The organism is Nocardia sp. NBC_01327, assembly GCF_035958815.1.
In the GTDB taxonomy this organism is placed as follows: domain Bacteria; phylum Actinomycetota; class Actinomycetes; order Mycobacteriales; family Mycobacteriaceae; genus Nocardia.
In genome coordinates this window covers 3,091,283-3,103,535 of the sequence record NZ_CP108383.1, presented here as the reverse complement: position 1 = coordinate 3,103,535, position 12,253 = coordinate 3,091,283, and the positions used below count along the sequence as shown (strand labels likewise).

Here is a 12,253-nt window from a genome sequence, read left to right as displayed (position 1 = left end):
CTTTCAGTAGTTACTGCACTCAGAGTTACTGCGATCGGAGGGGCGCGGACGCCGTGTTCGACTTGATCTCGAAATATCAGACCCAGCTGCTGGATTCGTTCTGGGTGACCATCAAACTGACGGCGTATTCTGCGGTGCTGGCGCTGATTCTCGGCACGATTATCGCCGCCATGCGAGTGTCGCCGATACCGGTCGCGCGCTGGCTCGGCACCGCGTACGTGAACACCTTTCGCAATACGCCGCTGACGCTGATCATCATCTTCTGCTCGATCGGGCTGTACACCACGCTCGGCGTGAAGCTGGCGCCTGCCGGGCCTAATGATCTGGCGGAAAACAACTTCCGGTTCGCCGTTCTCGGATTGAGTGTGTACACAGCGGCTTTCGTCTGTGAATCGCTGCGCGCGGGCATCAATACGGTATCGCTGGGGCAGTCGGAGGCGGGGCGCTCGCTGGGCTTCACCTTCCTGCAGAATCTGCGACTCGTGGTGCTGCCGCAGGCTTTTCGGGCCGTCATCGCGCCGCTGGGGAGTGTGTTCATCGCGCTCACCAAGAACTCGACCGTCGCATCGGTGATCGGCGTCGGTGAGGCCGCACTGCTCATGGACACCATGAACGAGAACGAGGCCGCGCCGCTGGCCATCGGCGCGATCTTCGCGCTCGGCTTCGTGGTCCTCACCCTGCCCACCGGCCTGCTCTTCGGCTGGCTGGCCAAACGATACGAGGTAGCCCGATGAGCTCGGCTTCGGTCCTCTACGACGCCCCGGGGCCCAAGGCTCGGCTGCGCTACCGGCTGTACTCGGTCGGCGTGGTGGTGGTGCTGGCCGCGGCCGCCTGGTTCGTGCTGCACGCCCTCGACAGCAAGGGTCAGTTCGAGGCCGCCAAGTGGAAACCGTTCCTGGACGGGCAGATCTGGTCCACGTATCTGCTGCCGGGTCTGCGCGGGACCATCGAGGCGGCGGTGCTGTCGATCGTCTTCGCGCTGGTGATCGGCATGGTGTTCGGCATTCTGCGACTGTCCGAGCATCGGATCGTGCGGGTGGTCGCGGGCGCGGTGGTCGAGGTCGCGCGGGCCATCCCCGTGCTGATCCTGATGATCTTCCTGTTCGCCCTGTTCTCGACCAAGAACCTCTTCCCCTCCGATCAGCTGGCGCTGGCGGCGGTGGTGACCGCGCTGACCATCTACAACGGATCGGTCATCGCCGAGATCGTGCGCTCGGGCATTCGCTCACTGCCGAAGGGGCAGTCCGAGGCGGCAGTCGCGCTCGGCCTGCGCAAGAACCAGGTCATGCGCGTCATCCTGCTCCCACAGGCCATTACCGCCATGCTGCCCGCCCTGGTCTCGCAAATGGTGGTGGCACTGAAGGATTCGGCACTGGGCTACCAGATCACCTTCGTCGAGGTAGTCCGCGCCGGCAAACAACTCGGCGCCGCCGAACAGAACACCGTCCCCTCACTGCTGGTGATCGCCGCCATCATGATCACCCTGAACTACACCCTCAGCGTCGTAGCCACCCAACTCGAACGCTGGCTGCGCACCCGCAAACGCGGATCGACCGTAGTGAGCGCCAACATCACCACCGGCGCCCCGGGTATGAACCTGACCGGCGCACCCCGCCCGTAGTTCCTGTCGCCCCAGCCCGGGACGGAATGCAATTCCCGGGCTGGGGCACATCTCGTTCCCCCCGAATGACCGTTCGCGTTCACTCGTGCAGCTCACCTCAGCTTTCGAGTTGGGGCCAATGTCCCCGAGCCTCGGACAACCGGCAATCCTTCCTCGCATACTGCTCTATATGAGCGAAGAGGACAGAGCCCGAAGACAATTCCTCCTCGGCCTGATCACGGTCGCGGTCCTCACCCCCCTCGCAGCCCTCTGCACCGCCCTCGCCGCAGCCCTGGGCACCCTCCTGATGCAAGACGCCCGCACCCGCCTGGCCCACGCCCTCCGCCGCGAGCCCGCGCCCTCCCGCCTCCCCCTCCCCCGGTCGGCCACACCTCGCCCCGTGAGCCCAGCCGGCACCCGCCACCCCCGTCGTGGCCCCGCCCCCACCCGTCTCCGCGGCCGAATAGTCCACTGAGCCGCCAGCTTTCACCACCCTGCCGCAGCGCCACGCTTCACAACAGGCACGCGAGGTCATACGCTCGCGCGAAGTAATCCGCCCAAGCAGCCGCGTGATCGCGCTCGTAGGCCCGGAACAACCTCTCCCGCACAGCTTCTCGCCGGACCCACGCGGCTATCGCATCCTTCGAGTCCGACATCCGAACCATCTCGTTCACCAGCGCGGCCAGATGGCGGTCCGCCGAGCGACCTGCAATGTTCTCCCACGCGACCAGATACCGCGCCGGGCCGATCCCCGCTGACGCCACCCCATCGAGGAACTCCCGTGCGCCCGTGAACACTCCGACCCGAGCCAGAAACTCACCCAGCACCCGATGCCACACCGCATCCAGAAACTCTTCAACCGCCCGCTGCTCCCCCAACGGCCAACTCCCCCACTGCTCCTGCCCCAACTTCCCCAAAACAATCCCGGCATCCAGCTCATCCGAGGTAATCAATCGCTCGAACAACATCGGTAGCAGCGCCTTCACATCCTCACGCCCACCCACCGTATTGCCGAGCTTGATGCTGAGCCAGAACAGATCACACTCATCCACCCGAACCGGCGGCCCACAGTGCGGGCACCGATCCAGCACCGCCCTGCGGGGATACGCCCCGAACGCCGCTGCCAAATCATCAACCACGTGGGCAATCCTGGCGCCGCATCGTCCACCCATCAAGCCGTTTCCTCAGCAACAGCCGGGGGCAGCCACGCCCCATTTCGGAGTACAGGCGAACGTTTCCGCATGCTCGATGGCATGCCCCCGCGCCGGCCAGCCGAGCTCCCATGCCGCCCGGTTCCAACTGCGTGCCGCAGCCACCGCCTCTGGAGACCCCAGCAGCAGAACGGTTTCCCACTTGATGGTCTTGTCCGCTTCCGCCTCAGCCAATAGCCGCATACCCGTATCGATATCGATCGGCAGCGCCACCGCAGGGTAATCGCGCGCTGCTGCCAGTCGATACGAAACCTGCACATACTGTTTCAGCGAATTCGCGTACTCGCTGTAGGCGGCAAGCCGCTTGTCATCCCACCGAGTGTCCTGCCCCCTCCGCCACTTCGCCCGCTCGTTCATCATCGTCACCACGAACGTCGCCCCCGCACCGAGCACGACCCCCGCCAGCCTTAGCAACTGCTGCACAACCCACTCATATATAGAATCCAGCCGCACCACAACAGAATTAGCCACACACAGTCGCCCATTGCATCGAGAGGGCACTGGTGGCGGCGACACGCCGTGGAAGGCCACCGTGAGAGCCCTTTCGATGGTCAAGATCATTAGGAACTGGTGGCGGCGTTGTGCGAGAAGACTCTGCCGTCAGTTCCTGCTCGATGAGAGAGGGCCGACGCCGGGAGTGCGCGCGTTGCTGGTGGCGTGAGGTTTGCGGGGTGGGGATGGTCACGCGCTGCTTGGTTCCGACTGCCAGTGGCTCTCGCGGAATTTGGCTACACGAAGTTGGCGGCTGCGAGCTCTTGTTTTACTACGGAGTAGGCGGTGGAGGGGCTGTAGCCGCGGCGGGCTAGTAGGGCTACCAGGCGGCGGGTTGCTTTGTCGCGGTCGAGGTTTGGGGGGAGGGAGCGGATTTTGCGGCGGATCAGGGCGGTGGCGGTCTCTTGGTCTTCGGCGGCCTGGTCTGCTGAGGAGGGCGGATCGGTTGCGGTGGGGTCGGGCGATGGGTCCGAGTCGTGGGTGCCGTCGTCCGAATCATCGGTGGTGCGGGGTTGTGGGCGGTTCGACCTCGCTGGTTGGCGTGGCTTTTCCTGCCTGCGGGGGTCGGGGAAGGTGGATGTGGCTAGTTCGGCGGAGACTACCGAGTAGGCGGTGGAGGGGTCGTAGCCTTTGCGGGCCAGCATGCCTACCAGGCGGGCGGTGGCCTTGTCGCGGGGCAGGTCCGGGGGGAGGGTGCGGGCTTTGCGTGTGACCAGGTCTGTGGCTCGGGTGCGCTCATCGTCGGGGGTGATGGTGGAGAGGGACTCTTCGATGAGGTTGGGGGCTATGCCTTTGCGGCGGAGTTCCTCGGTGAGGACTTTTTTGCCCTTGCCGGAGTAGGTGTGGCGGGAGTAGACCCACTGCTGGGCGAAGGCGGCGTCGTCTACCAGGCCCACTTCGGCGAGGCGGTCGAGGGCGCGGTTGGCCACCTCGACGGAGAAACCCTTGGCGGCCAGGCGATCCGACAGCTCGAAGCGGCTGCGGGCACGGTCGGTGAGTAGGCGCAGGCAGATTTCCTTCGCCTGCGCATCGGTGCCGCCGCCGGGCAGCGGTTCGACAACGCCGGGACGGCCGCGCCCGCCGCGGGAGCGACGGTCACGCGAGGAATCCGCGTCGTCGGAGAAGCCGGAATTCGCCTCGCCGGTACCGGTTTCCGTGTCCCGCGAGTTCCTGGATCGCCCACGCCGGCGTGGGCGATCATCCGCGAAGTAGGAGTCTGGGTCGGTAATGGACCGGCCGGCACCGCCCGAAGTGGGCGGCGCTTCCTCTCGCTGCCCCTCCGGCCGATGCCGACCGGCATCGGGCGAACGACGCTGTGACGACTGCCCTTCGGAGTCGAATCCGGCCTCGGAATCGCCGTCGGAATCCGACTCGGCACGAGCGCCGCGCGAGCGCGAACCTCTCCGAGCGCCGGCCTCTTCACCAGATCCGTCACGCAAGCCACCCTCGTCACCGAACCCGTCGCGAGACTTGGATCCGCGGCGCGACCCGGAGCCGTCACGAAAACCGGAGCCGTCACGAAAACCAGACCCGCCGTGCGACTCTGATCCGCCGCGCGATTCAGACTCGTCACGAAAACCAGACCCGCCGTGCGACTCTGATCCACCGCGCGATTCAGACTCGTCACGAAAACCAGACCCGCCGTGCGACTCTGATCCACCGCGCGATTCAGGCTCGCCACGAAAACCGGATCCGCGGCGCGACCCGGACCTATTGCGCGAGTCGGAGCCGTCGCGGAAGTCGGACCCGCTGCGGGAGGAGAACTCCTCGCGGATGCGGGAGTCTTCTCGGGCGGCGGGCTCTTCCTGAGTGCTGGGCTGGGTGGGGGCGCCGGACTCGGTCCAGCGGCTGGAGGCGGCCCAGGGGTCGGAGTCGTAGCGCTTCGAGGCGGGGGTGCGGCCGCGGGCTGCCAGTGAATCCAGTTGGCGGCGCAGGCGTTCCACCGCGTCGAGGCGGGAACTTTCGGGTCCCGGCGACGTGGGCCGGGACCCGGAGGCGTTCCGATCGGTCATCGACTAGAAGTCGGCCGCGGCCTCGGTGGCGTCGGCGGTGACGACTGCGCCGATGCCGAGCTTCTCCTTGATCTTCTTCTCGATCTCGTCCCGCACATCGGTGTTCTCGAGCAGGAACTTACGGGCGTTCTCCTTGCCCTGGCCGAGCTGATCGCCCTCGTAGGTGTACCAGGAGCCGGACTTGCGGACGAAGCCGTGCTCGACACCCATATCGATGAGCGAGCCCTCCTTGGAGATGCCGTGGCCGTAGAGGATGTCGAACTCGGCCTGCTTGAACGGCGGGGCCACCTTGTTCTTGACGACCTTCACGCGGGTGCGGTTACCGACCGCGTCGGTGCCGTCCTTGAGGGTCTCGATGCGGCGGACGTCCAGGCGGATGGTGGCGTAGAACTTCAGCGCCTTACCACCGGTGGTGGTCTCGGGCGAGCCGAACATGACGCCGATCTTCTCGCGCAGCTGGTTGATGAAGATGGCGGTGGTGCCCGAATTGTTCAGGGCGCCCGTCATCTTGCGCAGGGCCTGGCTCATGAGGCGGGCCTGCAGACCGACGTGGCTGTCACCCATTTCGCCCTCGATCTCGGCGCGCGGCACCAGGGCGGCGACCGAGTCGATGACGATGATGTCGATGGCGCCGGAGCGGACCAGCATGTCGGCGATTTCCAGCGCCTGCTCACCGGTGTCGGGCTGGGAGACCAGCAGTGCGTCGGTATCGACGCCGAGCTTCTTGGCGTAGTCGGGATCGAGCGCGTGCTCGGCGTCGATGAACGCCGCCACACCGCCCTGCGCCTGCGCGTTCGCCACCGCGTGCAGGGCGACGGTGGTCTTACCGGAGGATTCCGGACCGTAGACCTCGACAATGCGGCCGCGCGGCAGACCGCCGATGCCGAGCGCGACATCCAGCGCAATGGATCCCGTCGGAATCACGGCGATGGGCTGGCGGGTCTCATCGCCCAGGCGCATGACGGCGCCCTTGCCGAAGCCCTTCTCAATCTGCGCCAATGCCAACTCGAGTGCCTTGTCGCGATCGAATGCCTGTGGTGCCATCGTGGTCCCCTTCTCGACGGGTGAGTCTCATTCTGTGGTTGGCGCCCACGTTAGAGGGCGGCACCGACAAGTTCCGACGCCGAGCTTAGACGAACAGGTGTTCGACGCAAGCAACGCGCCACCCGACACGCGGATCTCACCTCGAAGTCATCGGGTGGACACCTCATAGTGACGGCACGACGGCGGGGCGGTGCACGTCGAGCAGCGTCTGCGACTGCTTGTAGGTCCGTAGCGCGGGCGTCACCTCGACATCGCCGATCCCCTCGAGCGAGCCCAGCCGCTCGGTGACGAACCGATAGAGATGAGCGGTATCGCGACAGGCCACCGAGGCGAAGAGATTCGCGGGCCCGCTGATCGCCGAGAGGAAGGCGACCTCCGAATACGCGGCGATGGTGAGGCCCACCTTCTCCAGATCCCCCGGGCGCACCCGCATCCACAGCAGCGCGCGGGCGTTGTAACCCATTGCCCCCATGGCGAAGTCGAGATCGAAGTACAGCACCCCCGATTCGACGAGCTCGCTCATGCGCCGCGCCACCCGGGTCGCGCTCCACCCGGTGGCGGCGGAGATCTGCGCATAGGGCGCGCGACCGTCGCGACCGAGGATGGTCAGCATGATCCCGTCCTCGCGGGAGAGTGTCACAGGCGATTCCGGCCCGGAGGGCTCCCACAGGCTGGGCCGCGGACCGAGTTCGCTCAATTGCCGGGCACTGAGCAGCCGCCCATAGCGGGGCCACTCATCGGCGAGCGGAAACTGTCGCATCGATTCGTGCACACTCAGTTCGAGCACATCGCTGACACGGGGAATCAGGCGCAGCAGCAGTTCATCTCGGCGCTCGGCCGAGCGCGGCCGGCCGGTACAGAACACCTCGTAGCCGGTGGAGAGCAGGGAAACCCAGCTGAGATCCGGTACCCGAGCCAGTGTTTCGGCCAGCACCGGCGCGCGACTGGGCGTGGATCTGATCCGCAGCAGCCATTTGGTGTGCCCCAGCGGCACCGAATTCACCTGCCCGGAAACGTGAATCATGCCGCGGCGGCGCAGCGATCGATACCGTCGCGCGGCGGTCTGCTCCGAGATGTCCAGGATCGCGCCGAGCCTGGCGAAAGGGATCCGCGCATCGGCGGTAAGCGCGTGCACGATCTGCTTGTCGAGGACATCCAGCATGTCGGAATCTTCGACGTATTCACTCTCCATAGGAGGATTCTAGCGGATTCCAGGCAGGGACTAGGTAGATATCCCACCCTCAGTCAAGACTAGGGGACGAAATCGTTCGTTCTTTCTTGGAGGTTCCCGTGCGGAAATGGCTACCCCTGTTCGCGGCGTGCCTCGGCACCTTGATGCTGCTGATAGACGTCACCATCGTGAATGTGGCACTGCCCGACATGTCCGCCGATCTCGGCACCGGCCTGTCCGGACTGCAGTGGATCGTCGACGGCTATGCGCTGGCGCTGGCCGCGCTGCTGCTGGCACTCGGCTCGCTCGCCGACCGGGTGGGTGCGAAGCAGGTCTATCTCGCCGGACTGGCGCTGTTCGCGATCGCCTCACTGATCTGCGGCATCGCCGACAACGCGCCGGTGCTGGTCGCCGCGCGCATCTTCCAGGGCGTCGGCGGCGCGGCGATGTTCGCGACCACGCTGTCCCTGCTGCACGCCACCTATACCGGGCGTGATCGTGGTGTCGCCTTCGGCACCTGGGGTGCGGTCTCGGGCGCGGCGGCCGGAATCGGCGTGGTCCTCGGCGGCGTGCTCACCGATCTGCTGTCCTGGCGCTGGATCTTCTTCGTGAACCTGCCCATCGCGGCGGTGACGATCGTGTTGTCCGCCATGGTGTTTCCCGCCTCGCAGCGGCATCCGGGTCGTGATGTGGATGTGCCCGGCATGCTGGCCTTCACCCTCGCTGCCGCGGGCGTGACCTTCGGCATCATCCGCGGCGGCGAACACGGCTGGACCGATGGCGGCGCACTGCTGGCGCTGGCGGTCGGCGCGGCCGCCGTGGTGATCTTCGCGATCATCGAATCCTGCGTCGCCGCACCGATGTTCCCGCTGTCGCTGCTGCGCAACCGGACGCTGGGGGCCACCCTGCTCAGCGCCTCGGGGCAGACCTTCGCCGCCTTCGCGACCATGCCGCTGCTGTCGCTGTGGTTGCAGCAGCAGCTGCACATGACCCCGTTGAACGCGGGCCTGGCCATGCTGCCCATGGCCGCGACCGCATTCCTGGTCGCCGGGCTCACCGGCCGCGTACTGCACGACGCGCGCCCGGAATGGACCATCGGCGCGGGCCTGATCGTGGTCGGCGCGGGCTCCGGCCTGCTGACCCTGATCGGCGCCGGATCCTCCTGGGTCGCCATGGTTCCCGGCTTCGTGGTGATCGGCGCGGGCATCGGCGTCAATGCCCCGGCCCTGGTGTCGACCGGTATGGCGGCCGTCTCGCCGCAGCAGGGCGGAACCGCCGCCGGTGCGGTGAATACGGCACGGCAGCTGGGGCTCGCGCTGGGAGTCGCGGTGCTGGGCACCGTATTCCGGAATGTCGCCGGTGATGCGGGACGAATGCCGCTGTCCGACTTCGTGAATGGGCTCGACACCGCGGTGACGGTGGCGGGAGCGGTCGGGGTGACCTTCGGTGTGGCGGCGTTCGCGCTGTTCCGCCGGGCACGCGCGCAAGAACCCGTGATCACCCCCGCAGAACCGGCGCTGGTCGGCTGAGCACGGCAGACTACCGGCCCGTCCCCGCTCCGCTCCTGGAGCGGGGACGGGCCATTTATTCAGCGCAGCAATGAGATTCGATCGGTATCCATCAGCGCCTGCGCCTGTTTGAACGTCCGCAGGGCCGGCGTCACCTCCATATCCACGATCCCCGGGAGCCCGCCCAGCCGCTCGGTGACGAAGCGGTACAGATGCGGAGTGTCGCGGCAGACCAGAGCAGCCGTCAGCGTGGTCGGCCCTGTGGTCGCCGCGACATAGGTGACCTCGGGGAACATCGCAATGGCAGCCCCGGTCGCCGCGAGATCGGCGGGCCGGACGCGCAGCCAGATCGCCGCGCGCACCGCATAACCCATGCGTTCCAAGGCGAAGTCGAGATCGAAGTACAGCACATCGGATTCGACGAGTTCGACCATGCGCCGCGCGACACGAGGTGCGCTCCAGCCGGTGGCGGCAGCCAATTGCGCATACGGCGCGCGCCCGTCACGAGCGAGGATGGCCAGCATCGCCTCGTCCTCGGGAGTGAGAGCGACCGGCACCTCCCCGACTGCCGCATCCTGGATAGGACGGCGCGAACCCAGCTCGCTCAGTTGCTCGGCGGTGAACAGGCAGCTGTATCGCGGCCACTCCTCATCCTGAGGGAAGGCGTGCATCACCTCGTGCGCTATCAACTCGGTCACCTGCGGTGCGCGCGGAATCAGCTGCAGCAGCAACGCATCTCGCCGCTGTGCGGTGCGCGCGCGGCTCACGCACATCACCTCCGAACCGGTGGACAGCAGCGAAACCCAGCTCAGCTCGGGCTGCCGGGCGAGCGCCTCACCGAGCCGCAGTGCGCCACTGGGCGTCGATCTGATGCGCAGAATCCACCGCGCGTGGCCCAGCGGGACGACATTGACCTGTCCCGAGACGTGGATGATGCCGCGCTCCCGCATCGAGCGGTAGCGCCGCGCGACCGTCTGCTCCGACACCCCGAGGATCGCACCGAGTTTCGCGAACGGGATGCGGGCGTCCACGACCAGGCCGTGCACGATTTGCTTGTCGAGATCGTCGAAAATGGTGGAATCACGGAGCAATTCGGGCATCACCGGAAGAATCTAACGCCGCTTGCCCAGTCGATATGAGGAAAGCAACGCAAGACGCACGATTGGCGTCGAAATCGTTCCGTTCTTCTGGAGGCTCCCATGCGGAAATGGCTCCCCTTGTTCGCCGCGTGCCTGGGCACGCTGATGTTGCTCATCGACGTCACCATCGTCAATGTCGCGCTGCCCGATATGGCCGCCGATCTCCATTCCGGACTCTCCGGCCTGCAGTGGATCGTGGACGGCTACGCCCTCGCCCTGGCCGCACTTCTCCTCGTTCTCGGTTCGCTGGCCGACCGGCTGGGCGCCAAGCCTGTCTACCTGGCCGGTCTGGTCCTCTTCGCCATTGCCTCGCTTGCCTGCGGAATGGCCGGGGGCACTGCCGTTCTCGTGCTCGCCCGGGTACTGCAGGGTGTCGGAGGCGCGGCCATGTTCGCGACGACGCTCTCGCTGCTGCATGCCACCTACACCGGCCGCGATCGCGGTATCGCGTTCGGCGCCTGGGGCGCGGTAGGCGGCGCGGCCGCGGCGCTCGGAGTCGTGCTCGGCGGAGTGCTCGTCGATCTGCTGTCCTGGCGCTGGATCTTCTTCGTCAATCTGCCGATCGCGGCGCTCACCATAGCCCTGTCGGCGAGCGTTTTCCCTGCGTCGCAACGGCATTCGGGACGCCGCGCGGATCTGGCGGGCATGCTGTCGTTCACGACCGCGGCGACCGGGATGACCTTCGGCATTATTCGCGGCGGCGAACACGGCTGGGGTGATGGTGGGACAGTGGCCGCCCTACTGACCGGCGCGGCGGCTGCCGTATTGTTCGTGATGATCGAATCCCGGAGCGCCGCACCGATATTCCCGCTTCAGCTGCTGCGCAATCGCATCTTCAGCGCGACCCTGGTCGGCGCATCCGGGCAGACCTTCGCGGCGTTCGCGAGCTCGCCGCTCATCTCGCTGTGGTTGCAGCAGCAGCTGCACCTGAGCCCACTGCACACCGGCCTGGCCATGCTGCCGATGGCGGTGACCGCATTCCTGGTAGCGGGCGGGACGGGTCGCTTCCTGCACGATGCCAAGCCCGCGTGGACAATCGGAGTGGGCCTGATGGTGATCGGCGCGGGCGCGGGTCTGCTGGCCCTGGTCGACGCCGGATCCTCCTGGACCGCTTTGATTCCCGGGCTCGTGGTGATCGGCGCCGGTGCGGGCGTCAATGCTCCCGCGCTGGTTTCGACGGCGATGGCGGCGGTGCCGCCGCAGCAGGGCGGTCTGGCGGCGGGGGTGGTGAATACGGCGCGGCAGCTGGGCATGGCGCTGGGAGTCGCGGTGCTGGGCACCGTCTTCCACAGCGCAGCCGGTGATCGGCAACCTGCCCCGATCTCGAAATTCGTCGAGGGGCTCGATACCGCGTTCGGTGTCGCCTGCGTGGTCGGACTGGTATTCGGGGCTGTGACGATCGCCCTGTTCCGCCGGGCACGAGTGGACATACCCGAGGCCATCGCGACTGACACGGTGCTCATCGGCTGAGGGAGCTCCAGGCGTTGCTGTCGCAGACCGATGCGCCGGCCTGCCGACTGATCAGGTACCTCCCCGCAGCGAAATACGCCGGGAGGTACCCGTTTCGGCATCTGTCCTACTCGAGCTGCATCTGTCCTACTCGAGCTGCGTCCGCCCTACTCGAGCGGCAGCGACCAATCCGCGTCCTCCGGGCTGCGCGGACCGAAGATGCGCCGCTCGGATTCCTCGATCCGAGTGTCGTTGATACTGGCCTCACGCCGGGACATGAGTCCCTCGGGGCTGAACTCCCACAGCTCATTGCCGTAGCTGCGCCACCACTGCCCGGAGTCGTCGTGCCATTCGTACTGGAAGCGCACGGCCATGCGGTTATTGCGGGTGCCCCACAGTTCCTTGCGCAGCGCATAGGCATTTTCGGTGGCCCACTTGCGCTTCAGGAACTCCACGATCTCCGCGCGGCCGGTGATGAACTCATCGCGATTGCGCCACACCGAATCCTCGGTGTACGCCTGCGCGACGATCTCGGGATCGCGAGTGTTCCAGGCATTCTCGGCGGCGCGGACCTTGATCGCGGCCGATTCCATATCGAAGGGTGGCAGTGGGGGACGCATGAGGGGA

Annotated in this window: 11 protein-coding genes and 2 pseudogenes; 5 read left to right on the top strand and 8 right to left on the bottom strand. The window is 66.6% G+C overall.

Going from position 1 to position 12,253, the window contains the following annotated elements:
- Window positions 1–53 precede the first annotated feature (53 nt).
- The 3 genes from OG326_RS13765 to OG326_RS13755 all read left to right on the top strand — a co-directional run bounded on the left by OG326_RS13765 (window position 54) and on the right by OG326_RS13755 (window position 2,075).
- The gene (locus OG326_RS13765) at window positions 54–734 is read left to right on the top strand and encodes an amino acid ABC transporter permease (RefSeq protein ID WP_327145018.1); all 681 of its coding nucleotides are present in this window, start codon (window positions 54–56) and stop codon (window positions 732–734) included.
- On the top strand, window positions 731–1,621 hold the full coding sequence (locus OG326_RS13760; protein WP_327145017.1) for an amino acid ABC transporter permease: 891 nt from the start codon (window positions 731–733) through the stop codon (window positions 1,619–1,621). Before OG326_RS13765 ends, OG326_RS13760 begins: the two co-directional genes overlap by 4 nt.
- 169 nt (window positions 1,622–1,790) lie before the next feature.
- Window positions 1,791–2,075, top strand: coding sequence for a hypothetical protein (locus OG326_RS13755; RefSeq protein ID WP_327145016.1), 285 nt, complete (start codon window positions 1,791–1,793; stop codon window positions 2,073–2,075).
- A 37-nt stretch (window positions 2,076–2,112) separates the two neighbouring features.
- Here the strand turns inward: OG326_RS13755 and OG326_RS13750 are convergent, their stop codons facing one another.
- From OG326_RS13750 to OG326_RS13730, 6 genes and pseudogenes are all read right to left on the bottom strand, one after another.
- Window positions 2,113–2,739 (bottom strand): hypothetical protein, encoded by a 627-nt coding sequence (locus OG326_RS13750; protein WP_327145015.1) that lies wholly within the window; start codon window positions 2,737–2,739, stop codon window positions 2,113–2,115.
- 45 nt (window positions 2,740–2,784) lie between these two features.
- Window positions 2,785–3,234 carry a hypothetical protein gene (locus tag OG326_RS13745; RefSeq protein ID WP_327145014.1) on the bottom strand — a complete coding sequence of 150 codons (450 nt, stop codon included), beginning with the start codon at window positions 3,232–3,234 and terminating at the stop codon, window positions 2,785–2,787.
- Window positions 3,235–3,539: 305 nt separating this feature from the next.
- Window positions 3,540–3,704 (bottom strand): annotated as a pseudogene (locus OG326_RS43015) (recombination regulator RecX); the annotation flags it as partial.
- Between the two features lie 180 nt (window positions 3,705–3,884).
- Window positions 3,885–4,532: pseudogene (gene recX, locus OG326_RS13740) on the bottom strand (recombination regulator RecX); the annotation flags it as partial.
- A gap of 786 nt (window positions 4,533–5,318) precedes the next feature.
- A complete protein-coding gene (gene recA, locus OG326_RS13735; protein WP_327145013.1) occupies window positions 5,319–6,359 on the bottom strand; it encodes a recombinase RecA in 1,041 nt (346 codons plus the stop codon).
- 163 nt (window positions 6,360–6,522) lie between these two features.
- Window positions 6,523–7,551 carry an Lrp/AsnC family transcriptional regulator gene (locus OG326_RS13730; protein WP_327145012.1) on the bottom strand — a complete coding sequence of 343 codons (1,029 nt, stop codon included), beginning with the start codon at window positions 7,549–7,551 and terminating at the stop codon, window positions 6,523–6,525.
- A gap of 98 nt (window positions 7,552–7,649) precedes the next feature.
- On the opposite strand from OG326_RS13730, the gene OG326_RS13725 reads away from it, so the two are divergent.
- Window positions 7,650–9,059 carry an MFS transporter gene (locus OG326_RS13725; RefSeq protein WP_327145011.1) on the top strand — a complete coding sequence of 470 codons (1,410 nt, stop codon included), beginning with the start codon at window positions 7,650–7,652 and terminating at the stop codon, window positions 9,057–9,059.
- Window positions 9,060–9,118: 59 nt separating this feature from the next.
- On the opposite strand, the gene OG326_RS13720 is transcribed toward OG326_RS13725, so the two are convergent.
- Window positions 9,119–10,138 (bottom strand): Lrp/AsnC family transcriptional regulator, encoded by a 1,020-nt coding sequence (locus tag OG326_RS13720; RefSeq protein ID WP_327145010.1) that lies wholly within the window; start codon window positions 10,136–10,138, stop codon window positions 9,119–9,121.
- Between the two features lie 99 nt (window positions 10,139–10,237).
- Here OG326_RS13720 and OG326_RS13715 point away from each other — a divergent pair, with 99 nt between their 5' ends.
- Window positions 10,238–11,647: an MFS transporter gene (locus tag OG326_RS13715; RefSeq protein WP_327145009.1), complete on the top strand. Its 1,410-nt coding sequence runs from the start codon at window positions 10,238–10,240 to the stop codon at window positions 11,645–11,647.
- 146 nt (window positions 11,648–11,793) lie between these two features.
- On the opposite strand, the gene OG326_RS13710 is transcribed toward OG326_RS13715, so the two are convergent.
- Window positions 11,794–12,246, bottom strand: coding sequence for a nuclear transport factor 2 family protein (locus tag OG326_RS13710; protein ID WP_327145008.1), 453 nt, complete (start codon window positions 12,244–12,246; stop codon window positions 11,794–11,796).
- Between the last annotated feature and the right edge of the window lie 7 nt (window positions 12,247–12,253).

Excerpts from the sequence above, each read along its gene's own strand:
- recA (WP_327145013.1), bottom strand. The coding sequence starts at position 6,359 with ATGGCACCACAGGCATTCGATCGCGACAAGGCACTCGAGTTGGCATTG.
- OG326_RS13755 (WP_327145016.1), top strand. The coding sequence starts at position 1,791 with ATGAGCGAAGAGGACAGAGCCCGAAGACAATTCCTCCTCGGCCTGATC.
- OG326_RS13730 (WP_327145012.1), bottom strand. The coding sequence starts at position 7,551 with ATGGAGAGTGAATACGTCGAAGATTCCGACATGCTGGATGTCCTCGAC.
- OG326_RS13760 (WP_327145017.1), top strand. The coding sequence starts at position 731 with ATGAGCTCGGCTTCGGTCCTCTACGACGCCCCGGGGCCCAAGGCTCGG.
- OG326_RS13720 (WP_327145010.1), bottom strand. The coding sequence starts at position 10,138 with ATGCCCGAATTGCTCCGTGATTCCACCATTTTCGACGATCTCGACAAG.
- OG326_RS13710 (WP_327145008.1), bottom strand. The coding sequence starts at position 12,246 with ATGCGTCCCCCACTGCCACCCTTCGATATGGAATCGGCCGCGATCAAG.
- OG326_RS13715 (WP_327145009.1), top strand. The coding sequence starts at position 10,238 with ATGCGGAAATGGCTCCCCTTGTTCGCCGCGTGCCTGGGCACGCTGATG.